Source organism: Catenibacterium sp. RTP21428st1_D7_RTP21428_210409, assembly GCF_040227455.1.
Lineage (GTDB): Bacteria > Bacillota_I > Bacilli_A > Erysipelotrichales > Coprobacillaceae > Catenibacterium > Catenibacterium mitsuoka_A.
Genome location: NZ_JBEHVX010000025.1, coordinates 1 through 26,666, shown reverse-complemented (window position 1 = coordinate 26,666; position 26,666 = coordinate 1). Strand labels below are relative to the sequence as shown.

Sequence of the window (26,666 nt, the reverse complement as noted above, 5' to 3'; positions counted from 1 at the left end):
TATAATGGTAAATCCACGATTGAACAATTAAGGAGAGTTACTTTTTTTGTTTCCTCCTCGTCATTTCATATTGTCTACAATATTTTGGCTCATACCTTGACATCCTCCTAAAAAGTGATTATGCTAATAGTGTCGAAACAAATAGTTTTGATACAGTTCAAAATAACACAACGAGTTAAAATAAAGCTTATGCTTAAATGTCGGGTTTCCCGATTGTCATTTAGATGACGTATCAAATGCTACTTCGGTAGCATTTTTTATTTGTCTTTTTTTACTATTAACATCTGAATTTATTTACTCCTTTATTATAACTCTTTTAAATAATTATATTAACAGTTAGCCCTCCGACAGCGCCTTTTTAGAGGCATTTATTAAATTTTTCTTTTTTTATTTATAAATTTCTCATTATTTCTGTTAAAAAATTTAAAAAAACATTCAAAATGAACAGATGCTCCCCCCCTAAAATGTAAAGCTAAATTCCACTTAAACATAAAGAAGTCGAATTAACTCTTACAGTGGAAGTTACCCTTACACACTTTTCTACTACACATACGCAAGGTAAGTTCAATTCATAAAAAAAAGATCACCTACGGTGATCATGGTAAGGAAATCGGATTTTGGTATGAGCTATTCCCTTACCCATCCATTACTATACACTACTTTTGTATTTTATGCACCAATTTGCAGTTTTAGAAAATGCTATTAAAAAAAGAGATTTAGTGGTATACCACTAAATCCCCTTTCTGTATAAACTATAACTATATCCAAAACATAGTAAACTAGATATAAGTATAATACCTAATCCAATATACATATAACCTAACATACTAAAGATAATATACAACATTCCACTCAATACAAACACATAACCAGAAAATCTATGTGTACGTGACCAGTTCTCATCACTATTTAATGCCCATGAAGTACGAATACCTATAGTATAGTTTCTTTTTATTTTAGGTAAATAATTACCTAAAATAATAAAGATGAGCCCTATTACTATATTCATAATAAATGTCATATCAAAACGATAGCCTAGACTATATGTAATAATAAGTAGAGTGACCATCAAACATATAACTGGGCAGATCATTAATATGATTCTTAATCCTACTTCTGGTATATTACTCTTTTTAGGATCCTTAAATGTCATGAAGGTACAGAATATATGAAGCAATAACATAAACGCCCACACACCATATAAACCTAAGAACTTATTCATATACCCATCAGGTGTACCATGAAAATCAAAGTGTGTTGCAACTTGTGCAGGTAACTTATTATAAGTCACTAATATACATACAAGTGGCAACAGAAACAATACCAAACTAAACTTAAACCATTTATTCTTCAACATCATCATTTCCTCCTAAAAAAGACTTAAAATACAACAACATTTCTTCAAACACAGTCGCATTAATTTCGTAATAAATATAATTCTTATCTTTTTCTTCTCTTACTAAGTCTGCAGATTTTAATATCGATAAATGATATGAGACAGTGGCCTGTGTCATATCAAATTGTGCAGCGATATCTCCTGCAGACATCCTTCCTTTCTTTAATAAGTTAAGAATATCTCTTCTTACTGGTGCACTGAGTGCTTTAAATGTTTTCTCAAACATATGTTCACCACCTATTTAGATAACTTTCTAAATAGATTATACAATAAATACCAAGAAACGCAATACCTATTTAGAAATATTTCTAAATAGGTATTGCAAGAAAAGAGGCCTAAGCCTCTTTAATGAATGGATCTCTCCAGAATACGATTAATAGATAGATTGTCATAACGACCCAGATGACTGGTTCACAGAAGATGACAGCCATATATTTAAAGACTGGAATAAGTGCGAATACGAAGATGATCTTACCGACTAATTCAATAACACTAGATACAAGTGGTAACATCTTCTGTCCAATACCTTGCAAAGCAAATCTTGTCTGCATTAATATACCTAATACTGCATAGTTAGGGGCTACGATACGTAAATAAAGTGAACCATTATATAAGACTGTCTTGTCCGTTGTACCAGAAATCCATGTTACAAGTGTAGGGGCACTTAATAATAGAATAACGGTTGCGATTGCGGCTACAACGACATCATAGATATACATCTGTTTCATACCTTTGCGAATGCGTGATACATTTTCTGCACCTTTGTTTTGAGATACAAATGTACTTGCTGCTTGAGCCATGGCAGTAAATGGCATATTAAAGAACATATAAAGTTTTCTTGCAGCAGTATGACCTGCAATGATCTGCTTGCTTCCTAAACCATTGATACCTGACTGTAAGATAACTGAACCGGCATTAACGATCGCACTCATAACAGCCATAGAATATCCCTGTCCTAATAGTTCTTTGTAAAGAGCTGCATCAAATTTAAAATGTCTCTTTTCTGGTACGAGTAATGGGACATTCTTAAAGATATAAATCAAACAGAATACGACTGATACACCCTGAGCAATAACTGTCGCAACTGCTGCTCCTCTAACACCCATATGAAGCTGTGTGATAAAGAATAAGTCTAAACCGATATTTAATACTGATGATATGATTAAGAACACTAAAGGCATTAAACTATTCCCTATAGCACGTAATAACCCTGCACATAGATTATAGGCAAACATAACGACTAAGAATTGTACAATCACAATAATATAGCTGTAAGCTTCATTTAGTAAGTCCGGTGATACATTGATTGCAATAAGTAATGGTTTGATTCCAATAGAGGCAATAATAGTAATCACAATAGAAGATATAATACCAATCACAAAACTAGCTGCAACTGATTTCTTTAAGAGTTCTTCATCTCCTGAACCATAGCTTCTTGCAGTGACAATAGATAACCCATTCCCAATACCTAACGCAAAACCTACTAATAAGTCATAGACCGCTGCACATGAACCAATGGCAGAAAGTGATGTCATTCCTAAAGTATTTCCTACAATGGCAGTATCCATTGTGTTATAGAACTGTTGGAAGATGTTTGATATAAGAATTGGAATCATAAAGATAACTAAACTCTTAAATATTGAACCCTCCAGCATATTGACTGATGTTTTCTTTTTATCCACTATAATTTCTCCCTTCTTTTTCTGTGTTATTCTAACACAAATTAATATTTATAATTCATAACTCACAAATTATGAAAACACTTTAACACTCGGTAGTACCTCTCGGTCAAGTGTTTATGTTAGAATAATAAAGGTGATATATATGAAAACAATAAAATTATATGATGAAATGCCTTATAGTACAGATTTCAAGGCAACAGTAGTAGAAGTAAATAAGAATGAAATCATTCTTGACCAGACACTTTTCTTTCCTGAGGAAGGTGGTCAGGAATCTGATTTAGGGACTATTAATGATATTCCTGTCAAGGATGTACAGATTAAGAATGATGTGATTATCCATTATGTTATGAAGCATCACTTCAATGTAGGAGATAAAATAGAAGGTCATATTGACTGGAAGAGACGTTATTCTTTTATGCAAAATCATACGGGAGAACATCTTCTTTCTGGTATTGTGCATAGTTTATATGGTAATGATAATGTGAGTTTCCATCTAAATAGTGAAGAAGGACAAGTAGAATATGATGGTGATATCAAGGATATTGATGTAATAGAAGAGAAAGTGAATCAAGCTATCTATGAGAATAAAGAGATTCATTGTTTCTATCCTGATGATTTAGAGAGCATCTCTTATCGTTCTAAGAAAGAGATTGAAGGTAAAGTACGTATTGTAGAGATCAAAGATTATGATATATGTGCATGTTGTGCACCCCATGTAAAAAGAACAGGTGAATTAGGCGTATTCAAGATCATCAAAGTAATTCATACAACTCGAGGAACACGTTTTATATTCTTATTTGGTGAACGTGCTTATCATCGTTTTAAGGATGATTTTGATCATCTTGAATCACTTTATCATCTTTTCTCTTCCAACAATCAAACACTTGTAAAACAAGTCAATAAGATGTATGAAGAAAAAACAGCTTTAGAAGTCAAATATGCACAACTAGAGAAAGAACATATGATTTCTTTATGTGATCATGCTTATTTATTTGTAGAAGACTGTTTACCTATAAATCAAAGAGAAGTGACTAATCACCTCGTCCATGTTTATAGTACAGGTGGTGTATTTGTAGGAAATGATGAGAAAGGTTATCGTTATGTCATAGGTTCTACATCAAATGCATTAGATATATTAACACAATTAAAAAGCCTTAAAAGCAAAGGTGGAGGATCAAAAGAGATGATCCAGGGATTTACCCCTGCTTCTAAGACTGAATTGCTTAAAGCCCTCTCTTAGGGCTTTTTATAATACTTCATTAAAGCTTGTGTACCTAAGTCACCATAGCCTTCTTTTTCTAATTCCTGATAGTTCTTTAATACTGTTTCTAATACATTAAGTGTCATATCTGATTCTTTGGCTTCTTCATCAGCAAGTTTCATATCTTTAATAAAGTGTTTCATAAAGAATCCTGGTTGATAATCAGCCTTTAAAATCTTAGGTCCAAAAGCATCTAACTGATGACTTCCTGCCGCACCGGTAGACACAGACTTTAATAAAACATCTAAATCCAAACCTTTACTAGATGCATATGTGAGTGCTTCACATACACCAGATAATGCCCCTGCAATCATGATCTGATTGGCCATCTTTGCATGCTGCCCTGAACCACTAGGACCCTGATAATTAATATTAGTACCCATAGCTTCAAATAAAGGAAGACATGCTTCATAATCTTCTTTGTCTCCTCCTACAAGAATAGAAAGAGTCGCATTCTTTGCGCCTGTATCTCCACCAGTGACTGGTGCATCTAATACATGGAGATTTCTCTTTTTACCTTCTTCATATATTCTTTGATCAAGTGTAGGTGATGTAGTTGTCATATCAATAAGATATGTACCTTCCTTTACTGAATCTAGAATGTTGTTGTCATTAAAATAAACTTCTTCTACATCCTGTGGAAAACCTACAATAGTCATAACTGCATCTACATCTTTCACACAATCATGAATTGTAGAATGAAGTGTAGCCCCCTTCTCTACTAAAGATGTCACCTTTTCTGGATGTCTTGCATAAATATGCATTTCATAACCTGCATCCATTAAATGACCTGCCATAGGCAACCCCATAATACCTAAACCAATAAATCCAATCTTTTTCATTTTATATCTCCTCCTCTATATATTAATCAATAATCCATCTTCATTTTCAATCATCTTCTGTATTGTCTTCATGACCCCATCATGATCATTATCTTCTTGAGTTACAAAACGTGCTTTACTTTGTATAAAGTGATCTGCATTCTTCATCGCAAAACTATAATAAGCATGTGTGAACATCGATAGATCATTATCAGCATCCCCAAATACCATTGTTTCTTCTTCTGATATACTTAATGTCTTTTGTAAGAAGACAACACTATCTGCTTTAGATTGTCCCTTCTTATTAATATCAATCCAACAGTCTCCTGATGGCTTCACTTCAAAACCTTTAATACGAGACAAAGGACCTTCCAAACAATTCTTCACTGGATCCATAGGGTCACAGACTGTAATTTTAAATATATCATCATCAATATCTTCTATTGTATCTACATAAGTAATATTAAAGTGACTTGTATGCTTACTTATAAGTTCCTTATCTTTATTGAATGCATACATAGCCTTCTTACCACTTAACATAGGAGCCGTGCCTTTAAGCTTATTCACACAGTTTGTAAGCTTACATACATCTTCCTGGTTCATATAGTCTGCAAATAACGTATCTCCGTTATGTTGTATATAGCCACCATTTTCAGCCATAAGGTAGATAGTTTTATTTCCTTTAAAATACTTTCTCACTTCTCCCATCTGTCTTCCGGATGAAATCGCAAAAATGATATTTCTATCATACAATTCCTTATATATTTGATTAAAATGTGGAGGTAAATTCTTCTGATTATCCAACAAAGTACCGTCCATATCACAAATAATCATCTTAATTTGTGTAAAATTCATACTTTTCACCTCAAAATGCATTATATCACTATTTTCGCACTAGACCAAAAAGTTAGGTTATGTTAATATGTGGGCGGTGATGAAAAAATGTCTAAATATCAAGAAGTAGTGGAAGATATTATCCACAAAATAAAAAAAAATGAATATACTGATAAGCTACCAACAGAAGATCAGTTAATTGAACAGTATCAAGTAAGCAGAAATACAATTAGAAATGCGATCCGTACTTTAAAGAAACAAGGTACTCTATTCTCTATTCAGGGAAGTGGTGTATTTGTACGTCATACAAGAGATGATGATTCTTTATGGATGAATGGTTCTTGTGGTATTACTGAGAATGCCCCACGTCATAAGATTACTACTGATGTCAAGGGATTCCATATTATGATGGCTGGAGAAGAACTATCAAAACGTATGCAATGTGAACTCACTACACCTATCTATTATATTGAAAGAGTAAGAAAGATGGATGGTGTTCCAATGGCTATTGAATTTACTTACTATAATAAGGATCTTGTTCCTTCACTTGATCGTCGTATTGCAAGTCAGTCAATCTATAGTTATATTAAGAATGATTTAAAGTTAAGTATTGGTTTTGCAGATAAGTATTTCCATGTTAAACAGTTAAGTGCACAGGAAGCTTCTATTCTAGGATTAGAAGAAGGTAGTCCAGCATTAGAAGTAGAAGATTATGTACATCTTTCTAATGGACAGTTATTTAATGTATCACGTATTGTGTATAACTATAAGACAACTAATTTCTATGCATCTAATGTAGACTAAAAAAAAAAAGAACCTCGCAGGGTTCTTTTTTTTCTTATCTAGAGGCAACATGCAGTGAGGAACAATCCGGATTATATATTCGCAGTATTTAGGAATGACAATAAGTTGATAGGCATTAATTGAGAAATGGTTTTATAATATTTGTCCTTCTGCAATTTTAAGCAGTCATTTATTTGCGTTCTAGATTCTATGGGTATTATAGTACGTATGCGCTTGCATTTCAATATTAATACCAATGATTTTTATATATTTTTTAATTTCAGCAATGAATAAAGGAAGTTTTTAATATGAAATGATTGATTTTTATCATTATCATGATATAGATTTGTATCCTGCAGACTTCATTGAATATACCTCTTATGATCATCCAGGTATGTATCATCGTATTAAGCATATCCAAGAAGAAATTATCACAAGAAAGTCGTAAAGGCTTTCTTTTTATTATGCTATTTCGCTTTAATGAAGGTATATTATGTTATTTTTCGTATATTCATAAATTTAAAAACATTTTACAACTTTATTAACAATTTTTCTTTACAATGATAAAAATATTTTGTAATATAGTTTCACTTATATAGGAGGTGTGTGCATGAACAAAGGTTTATATGATTCATCTTTTGAACATGATAACTGTGGTATTGGTGCAGTTGTTAATATCAAAGGTGTAAAAACGCATATGACAGTATCAAATGCGTTAAAGATTGTAGAACAGTTAGAGCATAGAGCAGGTAAGGATGCAAAGGGAGAAACAGGTGATGGTGTTGGTATCCTCACACAGATTCCTTATACATTCTTTAAGAAGAGTGTAAAGGATTTCCAGTTACCTAAGGAAGGTCATTATGGTGTAGGTCAGTTCTTCTTCCCTATGAATGAACTAGAAAGACATCAAGCAATGACTATGTTTGAAAAGATTATTACTAAGGAAGGTATGACTTTCCTTGGATGGAGAAAGGTAGAAACACATAAAGAGGTATTAGGTACTAAAGCTATTGATGCAATGCCTTATATTATGCAGGGTTTTGTAAAGAAACCTGATGATTGTGAAGTAGGTCTTCCTTTTGATCGTCTTCTTTATCAAGCAAGAAGAATTTTTGAACAGAGTAATGAAAATACTTATGTATGTTCATTATCTAGCCGTACTATTGTATATAAAGGTATGTTCCTTGTAGGACAGTTAAGAAGTTTCTTTAGTGATTTACAGGATGAAGATTATAAGAGTGCGATTGCATTAGTACATTCTCGTTTCTCTACTAATACAAATCCATCATGGCAAAGAGCACATCCAAACCGCTTTATTGTCCACAATGGTGAAATTAATACAATTAGAGGTAATGCGAACAACATGCTTTCTCGTGAAGAAAACATGAAATGTGATGTATTAGATACAGAAAAGGTATTCCCTGTTGTAGATGTAAATGGTTCAGATTCTGCAATGTTAGATAACACATTAGAATTCTTAGTTATGAGTGGTATGGAACTTCCTCGTGCTGTTATGATGTGTATTCCAGAACCATGGGAAAACAATCCTTCTATGTCTAAAAAGAAGAAAGATTTCTATGCTTATAACGCTACAGTCATGGAGCCTTGGGATGGTCCAGCTTCTATTTTATTCTCTGATGGTGAATTAATGGGTGCTGTACTTGATAGAAATGGTTTAAGACCTTCTCGTTACTATATTACTAAAGACTCTTATTTAATCTTGTCTTCTGAAGTAGGTTCTTTAGATGTTCCTACAGAAGATATTGTGGTTAAGGATCGTTTACGTCCTGGTAAGATGCTTCTTGTAGATACTAAGAAGGGCGTTCTTATTAATGATGACGAATTAAAGGACTATTATGCACAAAAGGAACCTTATGGTGAATGGCTTGATTCACATCTCACATACTTAAAGGATTTAAAGATTCCTAATGAAAGAGTAGAAGTCATTAGTGATGAAAAGCTAGAAACATTACAGACTGCTTTTGGTTATAAGTATGAAGATATTAAAGACTATATTATTCCAATGGCTACTAATGGTAATGAACCTATTATCGCTATGGGTAATGATGCCCCTCTTGCGGCAATGAGCACTATGCATCAGCCACTCTTTAATTACTTTAAACAGTTATTTGCCCAGGTCACTAACCCTCCTATCGATTCTATTCGTGAAGAGATTGTCACATCTACTTCATTAGATATTGGTGCCGAAGGAAATATCTTAAATGATTCACCTGATAACTGTCGTTTATTACATATTCATAATCCTATTCTTACAAACACAGATATTCTTAAGTTAAAACATCTTCATACAGATGATTTTGAAAGTGAAACTATTTCTACACTTTATTATAAGAATACATCTCTTAAGAAAGCTTTAGATCATCTCTTTATTGAAGTAGATAAAGCATATCATCGTGGTGCAAACATTATTATTCTTTCAGACCGTGGTGTAGATGATAACCATTGTGCTATTCCAGCATTACTTGCAGTCGCAAGTGTTAACTCTTATTTAGTACGTACTAAGAAGAGAATGAAGATGGCTTTAATTATTGAATCTGGTGAAACAAGAGAAGTACATCATTTTGCGACATTACTTGGTTATGGTGCAAGTGCTATTAATGCCTATCTTGTTCAGGATACAATTCATCAGGCTGTAGAAGATGGTTTATTAGAAAAGGATTACTATGCTGCAGTAGAAGATTATAATCATGCTGTACTTTCTGGTATTGTTAAGATTGCTTCTAAGATGGGTATTTCTACTTTACAGTCTTATCGTGGTTCTCAGAACTTTGAAGCCATTGGTATTTCTAAAGAAGTTATTGATACATACTTCCCTCATACAATAAGTAGAGTTGAAGGTATTACTTTAAAAGATATTGAAGCTGATGTAAATGCATTACATAATCAGGCTTTTGATCCTCTTGGATATGATGTAAATCCTACACTTGATTCTGGAGGATTCCATAAAGAAAGAAGTCATAAAGAAAACCATCTTTATAACCCTAAGACAATTCACTTATTACAGCAGGCCACACGTTTAGGTGATTATAAGTTATTTAAGGAATTCTCTGAAACTATTGGTCAGGAAGAAGAAGGTATTAACTTACGTGGTTTATTAGACTTCGACTTCAGTAAGAGAAAACCTATTCCTCTAGAAGAGGTGGAACCTGTAGAAAACATTGTGAAACGTTTTAAGACAGGTGCTATGAGTTATGGTTCTATTTCAAAAGAAGCGCATGAAACAATGGCTATCGCAATGAATAGATTACATGGTAAGAGTAACTCAGGTGAAGGTGGAGAAGATGCAGAACGTTTTGTCACTCGCCCTAATGGTGATTCAACATGTTCAGCTATTAAACAGGTAGCAAGTGGTCGTTTTGGTGTCACAAGTGAATACTTATGTTCTGCTAGTGAAATTCAGATCAAGATGGCTCAGGGTGCAAAACCTGGTGAAGGTGGACACTTACCAGCAGGTAAGGTTTATCCTTGGATTGCGAAGACTCGTCATAGTACTCCAGGTGTATCACTTATTTCACCACCACCTCATCATGATATTTATTCAATTGAAGACTTAGCTCAGTTAATCTATGACTTAAAGAATGCGAATGAAGAAGCACGTATTAGTGTTAAGTTAGTATCTGAAGCAGGTGTTGGTACTATTGCCTCAGGTGTTGCGAAAGCGGGTGCTCAGGTTATTCTTATTTCTGGTTATGATGGTGGTACTGGTGCAGCACCTAGAAACTCAGTTTATAGTGCAGGTCTTCCTTGGGAATTAGGTCTTGCGGAAGCACATCAGACATTAATCATGAATGATTTAAGAGATCGTGTCGTAATCGAAACAGATGGTAAATTATTAACTGGTAGAGATCTTGCGATTGCATGTTTACTTGGTGCAGAAGAATATGGTTTTGCGACAGCACCACTTATTACTATGGGATGCGTTATGATGCGTGTATGTAACTTAGATACATGTCCTGTAGGTGTTGCAACTCAGAACCCTATCTTACGTAAGAGATTTACAGGTAAACCTGAATATGTAGTAAACTTCATGAAGTTTGTTGCTGAAGAAATGCGTGAATATATGGCTCAGCTAGGATTTAAAACAATCGATGAAATGGTTGGTCATACTGACTTATTAAAGAAGAAGGATATTGCAGATCAGTATCATATAGACTTATCTAAGATCTTAGATAGCACATATGCAAACGATGCACATAACTGCTTTAATCCAGCTCATGTATATGACTTCAAATTAAATGAAGTACTTGATACAAAGGTATTATTAAAAACATTAGAACAAGCTCTCAAGTCTCATAAGAAGACAGAAGTATCTGTAGAAGTATCTAATACAGACCGTTCATTTGGTACTATCTTAGGTTCTCATATGACTAAGACTTTAGGTGATTTTGTAGAGGATGACTTAATTACAGTACATGCATTTGGTGCAGGTGGTCAGAGCTTTGGTGCCTTTATTCCTAAGGGATTAACACTTGAATTAACAGGTGATTCTAATGACTACTTAGGTAAAGGTTTATCTGGTGGTAAGATTATTGTGAAGACACCTCATGAAGCTACATTCAAAGCTGAAGACAATATTATTATTGGTAACGTTGCTTTATATGGTGCAACAAGTGGTGAAGCTTATATCAATGGTGTTGCTGGTGAACGTTTCTGTGTAAGAAACTCTGGTGCTAAGGCTGTTGTAGAAGGTGTCGGTGACCATGCATTAGAATATATGACAGGTGGTTTAGTTGTTATTTTAGGTGAAACAGGTAGAAACGTTGCTGCTGGTATGAGTGGTGGTATTGCGTATATCTATGATCCAAATAATGATTTATATGAAAAATTAAATGGTGCACTTGTAGAATATTCTGAAGTCAATAAGCCATATGATATTAAAACAGTAAGAGAATTAATTGAAAATCATTATAAGTATACTGGTTCAGAGAAAGCCGAGATGTTCTTAGATGATTTCAAGACATATATTGGTAAGTTTAAGAAGATCATTCCACATGATTATAAGAAGATGATGGATCTGATTGCTTATTATCAGTCACAGGGTCTAGATGAAGATCAGGCTAAGGTAGAAGCATTTAATGCAGCTATGAAAGGAGGAAAATAGTCATGGGTAAGAAAACTGGATTTTTAGATTATGCACGTGAGACATCTTATGAGGTTCCTCCTACAGAACGCATTAAGAACTTCGATGAATTCCATATCCCTTTATCTACTAAAGAACAGCAGAAACAGGGTGCAAGATGTATGGACTGTGGTATTCCGTTTTGTCAGTACGGCCAGAAGATTAAAGGCATGTTTTCTGGCTGTCCTTTAAATAATTTAATTCCTGAATGGAATGATTTAGTATTTAAAGGTAAGTATGAACAGGCTCATAAACGTTTAAAGAAGACTAATAACTTCCCAGAATTCACTTCTAGAGTATGTCCTGCATTATGTGAAAAAGCTTGTACATGTTCTTTAGATGGTGAAGCTGTATCAGCAAAAGAGAATGAACATGCGATTATTGAATATGCTTATGAACATCTATTAGAAGAACCAAAACCACCAATAAAGCGTGTAGGTAAAAAGATTGCGGTTATTGGTTCAGGTCCTGCTGGTTTAGCTGCTGCAGATACACTTAATCAACGTGGTTATAATTGTGATGTATATGAAAGAGAAGATCGTCTAGGTGGACTATTAATGTATGGTATTCCTAATATGAAGATTGAGAAGAATATCATTGATCGTCGTATTTATAAGATGACTGCGGAAGGTGTAAAGTTCTTTACGAATAAAGACATTACAACTAAGAAACAGGCAAAAGAATTATTAAATAAATACGATGCAGTTATTCTTGCAGTAGGTGCTAAGGAACCTAGAGATATTAATGTACCTGGTAGAGAAGGTAATAATATTCTATTCGCTGTAGACTATTTAACTCAGGTGACTAAGTCATTATTAAATAGTGAATTCAAGGATGGACAGTATCCTAATGCGAAAGGTAAGAATGTATTGGTCATCGGTGGTGGTGATACAGGAAACGACTGTGTTGGTACAGCAATTAGACATGGTGCAAAGTCTGTATTACAGCTAGAAATGATGTCTGAACCACCACTTGTTAGAGCGGATTCTAACCCATGGCCAGAATGGCCTTTAGTCAAGAAGACTGATTATGGACAGGAAGAAAACATTGCGGTATTTGGTGAAGATCCTCGTGTTTATAATAGTACAGTAAAAGAATTTATTCTTGATAGTAAGGGTAATGTAAAACAGGCTGTGATTGTAAAGTTACAGACTGTAGTGAAAGATGGTTGTCGTTCATTTGAACAGGTACCTGGTAGTGAAAAGACAGTACCTTGTGATCTAGTGCTTATTGCAGCAGGATTTATCGGGGCACAAAAACCAGTTATTAATGCATTTGGTGTAGAATTAGATGCAAGAAATACTGTAAAATGTGATGAAAATGATCATCATACTAATATTAGTAAGTTATATAGTGCAGGTGATGTCCGTAGAGGTCAGTCTTTAGTCGTATGGGCTATTAGAGAAGGCCGTGACGTTGCTAAGCAGGTAGACTTTGATTTAATGGGATATACAGGGTTATAAAATATCGAGGTTGCAACAGTAATTGTTGCAACCTCTTTTTGTATGTTAGAATAAATACAGGAGGTACATTTTATGGATCAACTCAATTTCATATTTACTAAAAATAGTTTTCATATTGATGAAGCGAAAGATTCAGCATGGGCTGAATTGTTTAAAGAGAATAAGTATGCAGCTCTTTATGAGTTAGGTTTCAAAAATAATTTGAAAGGACTGACTCCAAGTGCTTTTTATTTATATCAACTATCACAGAAGTTTATTGAAGTATTAAGCCGTAGTCCTGAATTAGAAGTTGCAAGAGAAGAGACAATCATAGAATTATCTGATGATGATTTAGATTATCTTATGTCTATGATTCCATTTGCGATTGGTACAGAATATATCAATGAGAGATGGATTAAAAATAATATTAAACATTTAAATGAACAATTTAAAAAGGATATGACATCCTATAAAGGTACAGCACAAATGTATCTTCAAGAAAAGTCTCAGGATTTAAAGGCTGCAAAAAGAATTTATTTTCATTTAGTAGAGAATGAGGAAGATACTGAGTTTCCTTTCGCATTTCTTGCCACATATGCAACAAAAGATGTAGAAAATAGAATAGTACATATGCCTTTAAAACATGCACTTATTGAATACAAGAATGATCAGAAACAATTATTAGATCTATTATCATGTCTCAATGATGTTGCACAGAAAATAGGTTTAATTGCGAAATTCATGGAAACAGGTGATTTGTTTCATCCTATCCGATTAACAAGTCAAGAAGCTTATACTTTACTTAAAAGTGTTCCGGATATTGAAGCATCTGGTATTAAGTGTAGAGTACCAAACTGGTGGAAGAAGAAGTATTCTTCAGTTAAGATCAATGTAAATATCGGGGAAAAGAAGCCTTCTCTATTAGGTTTTGAATCTATTTTATCAGCACAGCCTTCACTCATAGTAAATGGACATGCATTGTCTAAAAAAGAAATCAGCGAATTATTAAAGATGGAAGAAGGTCTTGGATGGTTAAAGGGTCAGTGGGTAGAAATCAATCATAATAAACTCCAACAGCTTCTTGAACAGATGGAAAAATATGATGGTACAATCACTTTAAAAGAAGCTCTCACAAAGACATATATATCTGATGAAGATAATGTAGATGTGGATTTAGGTGTACAGATATCTAATGGTAAGTGGTTAAGAGAGACTTTAGGACAGTTAAAGAACCCATCAAAGATTAGAAATAAGGCTAAGCCTAAGTATTTAAAGGCCACACTTCGTCCTTATCAGAAGAACGGTTATAATTGGCTGAATCAAATGAATGATTTGGGTTTTGGTGCTTGTCTTGCAGATGATATGGGATTAGGTAAGACAATACAGGTTATTTCTTTCTTAGAGAAGATGTATGAGAATAATAAAGAGAGCCATGTGTTATTGATTGTGCCTGCATCCTTGCTTGGTAACTGGTCAAAGGAAATAGATAAATTTGCGCCTCGTATGACATATCATATACTTCATGGTAAAACGAATATTTTAGATGAAGATTGTTTTGCGACTATTACAACATATGGAATGGCTCTTCGCAATGAATATCTACAGGAACGTGTATGGGATTGTTTGATTTTAGATGAAGCACAGGCTATAAAGAATCCCGCTACAAAACAGACAAAGGCTATTAAGAAGATTCCTAGCAAAATGCGTATTGCGATGACAGGGACTCCGATTGAAAATGATTTATCTAATTTATGGTCTTTATTTGATTTCTTAAATAAAGGATTATTAGGAAGTGCTACAGATTTTAAGAACTATACAAAGAAAGTACAAGCCCATCCTGAATATATAACTAAATTAAAGATGATGGTTTCCCCTTTTATTTTAAGACGTTTAAAAACAGATAAATCTATTATTTCTGATTTACCTGACAAGATGGAAATTACTGAACATGTAGATCTCTCTAAGAGACAGATTGTCTTATATCGTAAGGAAGTAGAAAAGGCAGAAGATTTAATACTAGAATCAGAAGGAATGGAACGTAGAGGTGTTGTATTAGGTTTACTTACAAGACTTAAACAGATTTGTAATCATCCTGATCAATTTATTCATGATACCAACTTCAATCCAAAAGATAGTGGTAAGTATGCGATGTTGAAGAAGTTATGTGAAACAATCTATGAGAAGAGAGAAAGAGTATTGGTATTTACGCAATATAAGGAAATGTGTGAACCATTATCAGATTATCTAGAATCTATATTCCATAAGAAGGGATATATTATTTATGGTGGTATTCCTGCCAAGAAACGTACAGAGATTGTAGAAAAATTCAATAATGAAGATGAGTATGTCCCTTATATTGTGTTATCACTTAAAGCGGCTGGTACAGGACTTAATCTTACTGCCGCAAATCATGTGATTCATTTTGACCGCTGGTGGAATCCAGCTGTAGAAAATCAGGCAAGTGATAGAGCATATCGTATTGGACAGACAAAAGAAGTCTTTGTGCATAAGCTTGTTTCAAATGGGACAATTGAGGAAAAGATTAATCAGATCATTGAATCAAAACAGGAACTTGCTGAATCTATACTTGCGACTGGACAGGAAAAATGGATTACTGAAATGGATACAAAAGAATTATTGGATTTATTCAGATTGGATGTGTAGCATATGGGAAGATATTGGAAAACAAGTATGCAATATTCACAGATCAGTGTGGGAGAACTACAGAGAAAAGCCCAACAAAGTGTGAATAATGCGAAAAGTAAAGGGAAAGAAATGCACCCAATAGTGATTGAAGGTAGACAAATCGCAAAGAGCTGGTGGGGTATTGCCTGGTGTCAGAATATCGAACAATATGCAGATTATTCTAGCCGCCTTACACGTGGAAAAAGATATGTAAAAACAGGTGCTGTTATTGATTTACAAATTGTGAAAGGTAAAGTAAAAGCACGTGTACAAGGTACACGAAGAACACCTTATAAGGTAGAAATTAATATTAGCCCGCTTAAAGAAGATGTATGTGAAGAGATTATAGATCAATGCAGTTCACAGATTCAGAATCTCCAGCAGCTTCTCAACGGAGAGTTTCCCGAAGACTTAAAAGATCTATTCTTATCAAAGCATGGTTTGTTTCCTTCTCAAAGAGAAATTAGTTTTAATTGCAGCTGCCCTGACTGGGCTATTATGTGTAAACATGTCGCTGCAGTACTTTATGGTATAGGTGCTAAATTAGATGAGAATCCGTTCTTGTTTTTTGAACTCAGAGGTATTGATGTCAATAAACTTGTAGATGTGACAATTAAAGACCATGTAGACTCTTTATTAAAACATGCAGATATGCCTGTGACAGATAGAGTTATAGATGATTCATGTATTGAAACATTGTTTGGATTAAAGTAAACACTCAAAAAGGTTATTCGCTCGAATAACCTTTTAATATTTCCTGAAGAATTGACATTCTTCATCATTACATTGTGTTGCTTCCTTGAGTTTTATATTACAATGGAAGACATGATTAAGAGGTTTGTCCCCTACATAATATTTATACATATGAGGAACATTATGATGAGTTAGTACTTGACTCATTGTAAGTGCATCTTCTACTAAGAAGTCCCCTTCTGCTGTCATCACAAAGCATGGAGGGAAGTCTGAAGTAATATATTGTTTTGGATCGATTGCTTTAAATTCTTCTTCTGTTCCTCCATTTGGTAGATATTCTTTCATAAGTTCTCCTGTCAATTCTGTTTCAAGCGTGATGTTATAAGCACCACAATTTAATGCGAGCGCATTAAATTGAAAGCCTTCTGGTACTTTAAAGTCATAGGTAGAAGCATATTCCTTATTTGTAAGAATAGATGTATAGAGAACTAGTAAATGCGCTCCTGCAGAATCTCCTACACCATATATATGTTCTGTATCTAAAAAATAATCCTTTGCATGATTCATGATCCAATGAGCAACTTGATTCATATCTTCAAGAGGTGCAGGATGTTTGAATTCTGGTGCGAGACGATAAGTAAAGTTAATGACCGCAAAACCTCTTTCTGCAAGACTCATGCAATAATATTGATATCTTTCCTTATCTCCATAAACCCAGCCTCCACCATGGAAACTGATAATAATAGGAAGTTTTTCTTTTTCTTCTTTAGGAATATAGAGATCCATTGTATTCCATTCTGGATCATCACCATAAAGAATATTATCAAATCGTTGAACTGTATCAGGCGTAGTCAAATCTTCATCTCTGATATTATCCCCTTCTTTGAACTGTTTTCTAATTGTATCAGTAAGTATAGACATACCTTAACCCCCTCTTTTCCCCATTCTAACATTTTTCTTACAAGTTAGTCTTCTAAAAATGGTAGAATTATAGAAGGAGGTGATTGTATGCATGAAGGTTTAATTTCTATTGGGAAGATGGCTAAAATTAATCATGTGAGTATTAATACGCTCCGCTTATATGATAAATGGGGATTATTGACACCTATCTATATTGATGAAGATACAGGTTATCGTTATTATGATATGAAGCAGAATGCAAGACTTGATCTAATAGGGTATATGAAAGAGTTAGGAATGAACTTGAAGGAAATCAAGGAATTGTTGGATAAAGAAGATCCTACTCTTATAGAAGCAATACTGATTAAGAAACAGCGTTCTATAGAGAAAGAGATGGATGATATTTTACGCAAAAGAGATGCAATTAAACGTACAATCTATTCTCTTGAAAGATACCGTAAATCCCCTACACCTGGCACTTTGACAACTGAGTATATTGATGAACGTCACATCTATGCCAAACGAGTGAATAAGAACTTCTATGATTATGATCAGGATGGGTATGAGGTAATACTTAAAGAATTCAAAGATCAATTATTAGAAGAACATCTTCCCCAAGTCTATTATTGTAATGTGGGAACTTTTCTTAAAAGAAAGAGATTCCTGAAACAAGAGTTTATTACTCATGATATATTTATTTTTGTAGATGAACACTTTCCAAAAAAGGAATCTGTACAGACATTAGAAAGTGGTATGTATGCTTGTATCTATATGGATGATTTTAATAATGAGAAAGAGTATGCAGGAAGATTACTAAAGTATTGTATGGAAAATAATTATGAAGTGATTGGTGATTATATATGTGAAGTATTAATAGAACTCACATTCTTTAAAGATAATGAACGTTCTATGTATCTAAGATTACAAGTCCCAATTGCCTATAAAAAGGTTGACCCTCATCATTGATGAGGGTTTATCCTTTAGTTAGGAGGTATTTCATATGGAAAAGATTAAAGTTGTACAGTATGGTTGTGGTAAGATGAGTAAATACATCTTACGTTATTTGTATGAGAAAGGTGCGCAGATTGTCGGAGCCATTGATAATAATCCTGCAATTGTAGGCATGGATGTAGGTGATTATGCAGAACTAGGTATTAAGACTGGTGTAAAGATCAGTAGTGATGCCGATGAAGTATTGGATAATTGTGATGCTGATGTTGCAGTTGTGACATTATTCTCACTTGTGAGTGATTGTTTTGATCATTTTGAAAAATGCTTAAGTAGAGGTATTAATGTCATCACTACATGTGAAGAAGCAACAGATGCATGGACAACTGATCCAGTAAGAATGAATAAGTTAGATGTTCTTGCGAAAGAAACAGGATGTACATTTGTAGGTAGTGGTATGGAAGATACATTCTGGGTGAACATGGTTGGTTTAGTAGCTGGTTCTTGTCATACTATTACTAAGATTGAAGGGGCAGTTAGCTATAATGTAGAAGAATATGGTTTAGCCCTTGCGAAAGCACATGGTGTAGGTTTAACACCTGAAGAGTTTGAAGCAACAATTGCCCATCCTGAAGAAATTGAACCATCTTATGTATGGAACTCAAATGAAGCTCTCGCATCTCGTATGGGATGGACTATTAAGTCACAGACACAAAAATGTGTGCCTTATTTCCATGATACTGATTTGTATTCTGAAACAATGGGTGAAACAATTCCAAAAGGAAATTGTATTGGTATGGCTGCAGTCGTTACTACAGAAACATTCCAGGGGCCTATTATTGAAACACAGTGCATTGGTAAGGTCTATGGTCCTGATGATGGTGATATGTGTGATTGGAAGATTACTGGCGAACCAGATACTGAATTCCATGTAGTTAAACCAGCTACAGTAGAACATACATGTGCTACTATAGTAAATAGAATTCCTAGTTTACTTAGAGCACCAGCTGGTGTTGTCACTGTTGATCAGTTAGATACATTAGAATACTTAACATATCCTATGGATTATCACTTATAATCATCACCAAACCCTCCCTTAAGTGGAGGGTTTTTACATGTGTAATTCCAAACAAATCGTTTAAAATGTCAGATGAAATTTTCTTCTAATTATCTTATGATTAAAGTAGAGAAATTGGAGGGTAACATATGGATTTTAATAATTTTTATAATGGGCAGGAATTTGAGACTTATAAGTATCTAGGTGCTTTTGTTCATATGAATGGCGTAACTTTTAGAACATATGCGCCAGCAGCATCTCATGTGGCAGTTATTGGCGAATTTAATGACTGGCAGGAAACACCTATGAACCGTTGTGGAAATGGGCAGTTCTTTGAAGCGACTATATCAAATGCGAAAGCGGGACAGATGTATAAGTATCGTATTTATAATAATAGGTCTTTTGTAGATCACTGTGATCCTTATATGTATACAAGTGAAGTACGTCCTAATAATGCATCTATTATTTTTGATATGAATCAGTATACATTCCGTGATGATGCTTGGATGAATCAAAGATTTAGTGAAGATATGCCTATTAATGTGTATGAAATGCATTTTGGTTCTTGGAAGAAACCAGGTGAAAAAGCAGATGACTGGTATACATATCGTGAAATGGCTGATTTAATTATTCCTTATTTAAAAGAGAATCATTATAACTTCTTAGAAATCATGCCTTTAAATGAATATCCTAATGATTTAAGCTGGGGTTATCAGCCTACTGGTTATTTTGCGCCTACATCTCGTTATGGTACGCCTGATGATTTAAGATATTTTGTAGAGAAGTGTCATGAAAATAATATTGCGGTTATTCTTGATTTTGTACCTGTTCATTTTGCGATTGATGGATTTGGTTTGAATAACTATGATGATACACCTCTTTATAATAATCCTAATGATGCAGTAGGTAAGAGTGAATGGGGTACATGTAATTTCCAGCATTCTCGTGGTGATGTATGTTCATTCTTGAATTCTTCTGCTTATTACTGGTTAAAGGAATATCATATTGATGGTTTAAGACTAGATGCAGTTGGTAATCTTATTTACTGGCAAGGTAATAGTGGTCGTGGAGAAAACAGAGAAGCGATTCGCTTTGTTCAGAACTTTAATAGAGGACTTAAACAGAGAGTGCCTCATACTCTTCTTTTCGCCGAAGATTCATCTTCTTATCAAGGTGTAACACGTCCTGTTGACCAAGGTGGTTTAGGTTTTGATTATAAATGGGATTTAGGTTGGATGAATGATACATTAGATTACTTTATGAAGACTCCAGAAGAAAGACCTTCTTTCTATCATAAGCTTACATTCTCTATGATGTATTTCTATAATGAACATTTTATTCTTCCATTCTCACATGATGAAGTGGTACATGGTAAGAAGACTATTATTGATAAGATGTATGGTGAGTATGAAGAGAAGTTTGCACAGGTCAAAGCACTTTATATGTATATGTTTGCGCATCCTGGTAAGAAACTTAACTTCATGGGTAATGAGATTGCGATGTTTAGAGAATGGGATGAAACAAAGGAACCAGACTGGTTCTTATTGAAGTATCCTATACATGATTCTTTCCTTCATTTCATGAGAGAATTAAATAACATCTATTTGACACATCCTTCTTTATCACAGTATGACTTTAGTGAAAAAGGATTTAAATGGGTAGATTGTCATCAGGAACAGGATTGTATTTATGTCTTTAAACGTATGAGTGATAAAGAAACAATAGTCGCTTTCTTTAACTTCCATAATGTAGATAAGACATATACTTATAAAGTAGATCAACCTGAAACATTGAATCTTCTATTAAATTCAGATAATGAATTATATAGTGGTAAATCACATAATCTAGATAAAGAAATTCATATAAAAAATGAAATAGAAATGACATTACCTGCCTATAGTGCACAATTCTATATTGTAAAGTAAAAGCGTATCACCTATTTGGTGATACGTCTTTTCACTTAAATATCTTTCTATACTGACTACTCCCACGGGCAAGCCCGTGGGGTTCTGATTGCCAAGTGTAGCTTGTAATCGTACATCATTTTCAGACTTTGGAGTTACAAGTGTAAATCTATTTGAATCAAAACTTTCATTACCAAGCAGTCCAGCGACCACATTAACGGTAAATTTCTATCTTACGATATGGAAGTATAATCAATCTCCCTTATGTTTATTTTATACTATTTTGATTCCACTATTCAATACTTTGATTCTATTAATCTTAATTCTTTTAATTAAGGCTTCTTCCTTACTGTAACACTTTTCAAATTCTGAAATACATCTGTCCCTATCTATATTCTTAGTCACGTAATCATAGCAGTACAACAGAAATGATGAATACCAGTCTCGTTGTACTAGAGTTCCATCTGCTAATGATACATCCTGTCAGATAATTTCTTCTTTATGTAATCATCTGCTGTATGGTCATATTGTGATGCTCTATAATCATTAGGCACCTCTATATATGTACCACCTGTGGTCTTGAATTTTTCTTCTACAGCAGCCTGAAACCCAGAAGGGCATCTATTCTTTATAGACCTGCCAACACGTTTTTTCTTATTAAACTTACCCTTATGCTTAACTCAAGTAAAAATTATGTGGCTTTCATCCCATAGGCAAGCCTATGAGTTTTTCGCCACTAATTTATAACCTCTCTTTTTAAAGTATGTCACTGTATTCTCAAAATCCTTATTAATATAGAAAGTGAGTACATAATCTGCATCATTAATGACTTCAATACTATAATTATAATTATTAATTGCATCTGAAATAGTATCCATCGAAAGAGTTTCATAATCCTTTCTTAAGGCATATTTCAAACCTCTAAAGTCATCTTCTTTTAAATAGACTGTATCTTCTGTTGTATCATCTGTATAGTTCATAACAGATACTTCTACCCAATGCATATTTCTAAAGATCTGGTTCATATAAGAGACATTTGTATAAAGAGACTTCATATCATCCTTCACATATTTATCGAAGCAGTCCTGTGATATGTTGTAGGAACGTGTGAGTGTTTTACCATCTACGAGATGATAAGTAATGCTGAAATAATGAGAAGAATCATTAGAATTATGTGGTGCTTTTAAGATATCTTTATGTATATCATGAATAATATCAATAGAATCAGAATCATTCAATCTAACATCCTGATTACCTGAATAATCAGAACTGAATGTCACATAAGATACAGTACCTGTTTTTGGAATCTTATTTTCTTCATCTGTGATATCAAATACAAAGAAGACGCACATGAGTGAGAAGACCACAAGATAGATGATAAACTTCTTAAAGTTCTTCTTATTAAAGACATAAAGTGTCATATCTGCAATCATTCTTGAAATATAGTAACCTATAAATGAATCAATGATACCTATAATCACAAAAGTGATACGCATTGTATGAATAGATGTTTCATTGGATATAAATAAGAATGTCACAAATGAAGAGAGTACAAGAGTCCCTATAATGACAACTATATCTTTTAAACGGTCAAAAACCACAGAAGAACCGATGTATTCTAATTTAACACGTTTATAAATGAAGTAGGCAATAAAGACCAAACTGATGCCTATCGCAATATAAATAATCAAATAAGCAAGAGTACGCAATGTGAGCCATTTTTCTAGATTTAATACATAATTGAAGGCAGTAGAATAGTTCTCAAAAGCGACAGAAGGCTCTTCTACACCATAAGTAAAGGCTGATTTAAGAATAGTAAAAAACTGTGAACTAAGCCAAGGTAAACTATTAAAAAATACTCCTAATATACAATGCGTATAGAGATTACCCGTGATAATACCACAGAATTGTGTAATGCCATATGCAAAGAATATGATTGCACTTTGAATCAAAAACCAGCTCAGACAACGGTTGATTGAAAGTTCTCTATAATATAAAGGAATTGTTTTACCATAGAATATAAGTATCCCTGTTGTAAGAATAAGAGGTATAAACATTAAAATCATTCCCGCAATAAAAGATGTCCAATAGAGTTCTGATCTTTTAATAGGCATAGAATGAATAATTGTAGAGGCTGTACGGTTATGATAGAAATAGAGTAAAGCCACACTTGTAAGTATCGCAATAGCAGAGATAATAAGATTACCTATAAAATAAGATCCCTTGAGATATGCTGCATAGTATTGATACCCCTCTGAACTTGCACCCTGGTAGATAGGATAAAGATATAATAAAACATAGGATACCATCATCCCTAAACCAATGATCCAGAAACGTTTCATAAGGTTTTTAAAGAAGGTTTTATTAAAATATGAGTTTTTGGATATCATCATCTTCTCCTCCTACTTCATATATAAAGAGTTCTTCCAGACTTAAAGGAAGTATATCAAAGATAAGAGGAGATTGATCTCCTATAACCTTTCTAATATTAGAAAGAGAGTCTTCAATAATCAATATTTTTACTGAACCTCTTTCCTCCTGATACGCAATATTTAAATCATCTAAATGAACTTCTTTATCTCCAAATGAAACCTGTATTTTATGAATATGCGTTTGAATATATTCTAAATCAAATTCCTTCATAATCTTACCTTTATACAATATACCTACATGATCCACTATCCCTTCTAATTCTTTTAAGTTGTGAGAAGAAATAAGAACTGTTAGATCCCTTTGGGCAACATCATCAATAATATATTTCCAGACTAATTTTCTTGCGATTGGATCTAATCCATCTATAGGTTCATCTAAAATAAGATATTTAGGCATTGTAGACATAATTAAACAAAATGATGCTTGTTTTCTCATTCCTTTAGAGAATATCTGTATCTTCTTTGTAGGATTTAATTTAAATGTTTTGTAGAGTTCTTCAAATCTTTCTTGATTCCATGATGGATAGAGGTCTTTATAGACTTTCGCATTTCTTTCTAAGCTTGTTTCTATGAAATACATCTCATCAGATATATAGCCTATCTTTCTTTTTATTTCTATATTTTCATAAACAGGCTGTGATTCTATAAAGATCTTTCCAGCATCCTGTTTTAAAACACCCACCAGATGTCTAATGAGTGTTGTTTTACCTGCTCCATTAGGACCCATCAAACCATAGATAGACCCTTCTTCTACCTGCATATTGAGATGATCAAGGACAACCTCTCCATCAATCACTTTATATAAATCTTTTACTTTAATCATGAGGGTTCCCTTTCATATATTCTAAAATCTTATTATGTATTTCATCTTGAGTCATACCCATGTGGATTAATTCTTTATAACCTTCTACAATCACCTGAATCATATCATCGACTTTCTGTTCATCTATCTTTACATGTTTTCTTGATGATACAAAAGTACCTTTATTCGCAATTGTATAGATATAGCCTTCCTGGTCCAATGTCTGAAATGCTTTTTGAACTATATGAGGATTAATAGTTAATAGTTGAGAGAGTTCTCTTACTGTTGGTAATTGGGTATTTTCTTTTAATACACCTGTCATAATCTGTTCTTTAATATTATCTACAATCTGTTCATAGAGAGATTTATGACTTTGATAGTTTAACTGAAACATCACTTGACCTCCTTATGAAATGTAGAGATGATACCAAGAGTATAGGGATCTTCTAAACTAGGGACAGCCTTTAACCACTTCTTCTTAAGAAAGTCATTTATAACCTTCATCACATCTTCTAAATCACTTTCTTCTCCCTCACATCTCAAATTAAGACCACAACTTGCACATCCACCAATAGAATGAACAGAATAATCATACCCTTCTTTCTTCAATAAATGATTCAAATCTATAATCATATTAAAATCTACTCTACCTATCATAGTATCACCTAATTCTCTACATGATATACATAACTTACATAAGGCTTCTTACCTTCCTGCATATCTCTATAGAGTTCTTTTTTCTGTTCAATATAGTCTAAAGATTCTTGTATTTCTGATAGTCTTCTTTCTAGATCTTCTTTTGTTTCATTAAGCATATCTACACGTTCAGGAATAGAAGCAGGACCCTGCATACAATAATCAAGATACATGCGCATATCCTTTAAACTCATACCACATTTCTTTAAACATTGTAAGCCTTTGATCCATTCAATATTATTCTCATCAAAGACACGATAGTTATTCTTATCTCTCTTTACGTTAGGGATTAACCCTTCTTTACAATAATATTTTAACGTTTCATAGCTCCATCCAACAATCTGACAAACTTCTTTCATTGTATACATAAAAAATACTCCTTTTTTACTTGCACGGTAGTAACTCCCATGTTTTATAATTTTATTGTACAAATATAAAGGAGTAATTACAATGAAAACACTTTATTTAATGCGTCATGGACAGACTTTATTTAATTTACAGCATAAGATTCAGGGATGGTGTGATGCACCTCTTACAGAAATTGGAATTAAGCAGGCAGAAGTGGCTGCAAAATGGTTTGATGACAATCATATTCAGATTGATGATGCTTATTGCAGCACAAGTGAAAGAGCAAGTGATACACTTGAAATAGTGACACATCATAATATGCCTTATACACGTTTAAAGGGATTAAAAGAAATGAACTTTGGTGTCTTTGAAGGAAAAGATGAATGTCTTAATCCACCATTTCCTTATTTAGATTACTTTAAAACTTATGGTGGAGAATCACAGGATGAAGTACAGAAAAGAGTTGTAAAGACAATTACAGAAATCATGGAAAATACAAAAGGTGATAATGTCCTTGTTGTATCTCATGGAGCTGCTTGTGCCAACTTTATTAAAAACTTTGAAGAATATAATGTAGCTCACTATAAGAAGGGTATTAAGAACTGTGCTATCTTTATATGTACGTATGAAGATGGAATCTTCTCTTGTAAAGAAATCATTAATCATGATTTTAGTAGTTTCATGTAAGAGTTCCTTTTTGGAACTTTTTTTAGTATGATAAATAAGACAGGAGGATGAAGTGTGAAACAAAAATCAATCAAAACGTATAAAAAAAGACAAACTTAAAAACAAGTTTGAATAATTTAGAAAAAATAGAATAATTGAATATTATAGTTTAGTTA

The 26,666-nt window shown here is 33.4% G+C and carries 22 protein-coding genes; 11 read left to right on the top strand and 11 right to left on the bottom strand.

All coding sequences use genetic code 11. The annotated features are described in order from the left end of the window. Positions 1 to 730: 730 nt before the first annotated feature. The 3 genes from ABUA27_RS05500 to ABUA27_RS05490 form a co-directional block, all read right to left on the bottom strand. The gene (locus tag ABUA27_RS05500) at positions 731 to 1,357 is read right to left on the bottom strand and encodes an SdpI family protein (RefSeq protein WP_287968974.1); all 627 of its coding nucleotides are present in this window, start codon (positions 1,355 to 1,357) and stop codon (positions 731 to 733) included. After that, a complete protein-coding gene (locus ABUA27_RS05495; RefSeq protein WP_006506773.1) occupies positions 1,344 to 1,622 on the bottom strand; it encodes an autorepressor SdpR family transcription factor in 279 nt (92 codons plus the stop codon). The genes ABUA27_RS05500 and ABUA27_RS05495 overlap by 14 nt, the downstream gene beginning before the upstream one ends. A gap of 109 nt (positions 1,623 to 1,731) precedes the next feature. After that, the gene (locus ABUA27_RS05490; protein ID WP_303352676.1) at positions 1,732 to 3,078 is read right to left on the bottom strand and encodes an MATE family efflux transporter; all 1,347 of its coding nucleotides are present in this window, start codon (positions 3,076 to 3,078) and stop codon (positions 1,732 to 1,734) included. A gap of 142 nt (positions 3,079 to 3,220) precedes the next feature. Here ABUA27_RS05490 and ABUA27_RS05485 point away from each other — a divergent pair, with 142 nt between their 5' ends. Beyond that, complete coding sequence (locus tag ABUA27_RS05485) at positions 3,221 to 4,318, top strand: alanyl-tRNA editing protein (RefSeq protein WP_349820382.1); 1,098 nt, start codon at positions 3,221 to 3,223, stop codon at positions 4,316 to 4,318. Here the strand turns inward: ABUA27_RS05485 and ABUA27_RS05480 are convergent. Beyond that, positions 4,315 to 5,181: an NAD(P)-dependent oxidoreductase gene (locus ABUA27_RS05480; protein WP_349820381.1), complete on the bottom strand. Its 867-nt coding sequence runs from the start codon at positions 5,179 to 5,181 to the stop codon at positions 4,315 to 4,317. The two genes, ABUA27_RS05485 and ABUA27_RS05480, sit on opposite strands and share 4 nt — an antisense overlap. Before the next feature lie 15 nt (positions 5,182 to 5,196). Continuing rightward, positions 5,197 to 6,015 (bottom strand): HAD family hydrolase, encoded by an 819-nt coding sequence (locus ABUA27_RS05475; protein WP_330041656.1) that lies wholly within the window; start codon positions 6,013 to 6,015, stop codon positions 5,197 to 5,199. Positions 6,016 to 6,102: 87 nt separating this feature from the next. Between ABUA27_RS05475 and ABUA27_RS05470 the strand changes: the two genes are divergently transcribed. The 6 genes from ABUA27_RS05470 to ABUA27_RS05445 all read left to right on the top strand — a co-directional run bounded on the left by ABUA27_RS05470 (position 6,103) and on the right by ABUA27_RS05445 (position 16,758). Continuing rightward, positions 6,103 to 6,798 carry a GntR family transcriptional regulator gene (locus ABUA27_RS05470; protein WP_349820380.1) on the top strand — a complete coding sequence of 232 codons (696 nt, stop codon included), beginning with the start codon at positions 6,103 to 6,105 and terminating at the stop codon, positions 6,796 to 6,798. A 292-nt stretch (positions 6,799 to 7,090) separates the two neighbouring features. Continuing rightward, on the top strand, positions 7,091 to 7,225 hold the full coding sequence (locus tag ABUA27_RS05465) for a hypothetical protein (protein ID WP_349820379.1): 135 nt from the start codon (positions 7,091 to 7,093) through the stop codon (positions 7,223 to 7,225). 162 nt (positions 7,226 to 7,387) lie between these two features. Continuing rightward, positions 7,388 to 11,899 (top strand): glutamate synthase large subunit, encoded by a 4,512-nt coding sequence (gene gltB, locus ABUA27_RS05460; protein ID WP_349820378.1) that lies wholly within the window; start codon positions 7,388 to 7,390, stop codon positions 11,897 to 11,899. A 2-nt stretch (positions 11,900 to 11,901) separates the two neighbouring features. Continuing rightward, complete coding sequence (locus ABUA27_RS05455; protein WP_349820377.1) at positions 11,902 to 13,380, top strand: glutamate synthase subunit beta; 1,479 nt, start codon at positions 11,902 to 11,904, stop codon at positions 13,378 to 13,380. A 72-nt stretch (positions 13,381 to 13,452) separates the two neighbouring features. Beyond that, positions 13,453 to 16,023 (top strand): DEAD/DEAH box helicase, encoded by a 2,571-nt coding sequence (locus ABUA27_RS05450; protein ID WP_287845192.1) that lies wholly within the window; start codon positions 13,453 to 13,455, stop codon positions 16,021 to 16,023. Between the two features lie 3 nt (positions 16,024 to 16,026). After that, positions 16,027 to 16,758 (top strand): SWIM zinc finger family protein, encoded by a 732-nt coding sequence (locus tag ABUA27_RS05445; protein ID WP_349820376.1) that lies wholly within the window; start codon positions 16,027 to 16,029, stop codon positions 16,756 to 16,758. Positions 16,759 to 16,791: 33 nt separating this feature from the next. Here the strand turns inward: ABUA27_RS05445 and ABUA27_RS05440 are convergent, their stop codons facing one another. Beyond that, positions 16,792 to 17,658: an alpha/beta hydrolase gene (locus tag ABUA27_RS05440; RefSeq protein ID WP_349820375.1), complete on the bottom strand. Its 867-nt coding sequence runs from the start codon at positions 17,656 to 17,658 to the stop codon at positions 16,792 to 16,794. Between the two features lie 87 nt (positions 17,659 to 17,745). Between ABUA27_RS05440 and ABUA27_RS05435 the strand changes: the two genes are divergently transcribed. The 3 genes from ABUA27_RS05435 (at position 17,746) to glgB (ending at position 21,567) form a co-directional block, all read left to right on the top strand. Then, entirely contained in the window at positions 17,746 to 18,603 is an 858-nt protein-coding gene (locus ABUA27_RS05435; RefSeq protein ID WP_129980654.1) for a MerR family transcriptional regulator, read from the top strand. 34 nt (positions 18,604 to 18,637) lie between these two features. Next, positions 18,638 to 19,663 carry an NAD(P)H-dependent amine dehydrogenase family protein gene (locus ABUA27_RS05430; protein ID WP_129980653.1) on the top strand — a complete coding sequence of 342 codons (1,026 nt, stop codon included), beginning with the start codon at positions 18,638 to 18,640 and terminating at the stop codon, positions 19,661 to 19,663. A 128-nt stretch (positions 19,664 to 19,791) separates the two neighbouring features. Beyond that, positions 19,792 to 21,567 (top strand): 1,4-alpha-glucan branching protein GlgB, encoded by a 1,776-nt coding sequence (glgB, locus tag ABUA27_RS05425; RefSeq protein WP_349820374.1) that lies wholly within the window; start codon positions 19,792 to 19,794, stop codon positions 21,565 to 21,567. 698 nt (positions 21,568 to 22,265) lie between these two features. On the opposite strand, the gene ABUA27_RS05420 is transcribed toward glgB, so the two are convergent. The 5 genes from ABUA27_RS05420 to ABUA27_RS05400 are packed head-to-tail and all read right to left on the bottom strand — an operon-like array spanning position 22,266 to position 25,844. Beyond that, on the bottom strand, positions 22,266 to 23,939 hold the full coding sequence (locus ABUA27_RS05420) for a hypothetical protein (protein ID WP_349820373.1): 1,674 nt from the start codon (positions 23,937 to 23,939) through the stop codon (positions 22,266 to 22,268). Beyond that, on the bottom strand, positions 23,911 to 24,801 hold the full coding sequence (locus ABUA27_RS05415; protein ID WP_287968997.1) for an ABC transporter ATP-binding protein: 891 nt from the start codon (positions 24,799 to 24,801) through the stop codon (positions 23,911 to 23,913). Before ABUA27_RS05415 ends, ABUA27_RS05420 begins: the two co-directional genes overlap by 29 nt. Then, the gene (locus ABUA27_RS05410; protein ID WP_129980649.1) at positions 24,794 to 25,174 is read right to left on the bottom strand and encodes a GntR family transcriptional regulator; all 381 of its coding nucleotides are present in this window, start codon (positions 25,172 to 25,174) and stop codon (positions 24,794 to 24,796) included. The genes ABUA27_RS05415 and ABUA27_RS05410 overlap by 8 nt, the downstream gene beginning before the upstream one ends. Then, complete coding sequence (locus tag ABUA27_RS05405) at positions 25,174 to 25,437, bottom strand: RDAC family protein (protein ID WP_129980648.1); 264 nt, start codon at positions 25,435 to 25,437, stop codon at positions 25,174 to 25,176. Before ABUA27_RS05405 ends, ABUA27_RS05410 begins: the two co-directional genes overlap by 1 nt. Positions 25,438 to 25,445: 8 nt before the next feature. After that, positions 25,446 to 25,844, bottom strand: a complete 399-nt coding sequence (locus ABUA27_RS05400; RefSeq protein ID WP_129980647.1) for a MerR family transcriptional regulator — start codon at positions 25,842 to 25,844, stop codon at positions 25,446 to 25,448. Between the two features lie 82 nt (positions 25,845 to 25,926). Between ABUA27_RS05400 and ABUA27_RS05395 the strand changes: the two genes are divergently transcribed. Continuing rightward, a complete protein-coding gene (locus ABUA27_RS05395) occupies positions 25,927 to 26,511 on the top strand; it encodes a histidine phosphatase family protein (RefSeq protein WP_129980646.1) in 585 nt (194 codons plus the stop codon). Positions 26,512 to 26,666 lie beyond the last annotated feature (155 nt).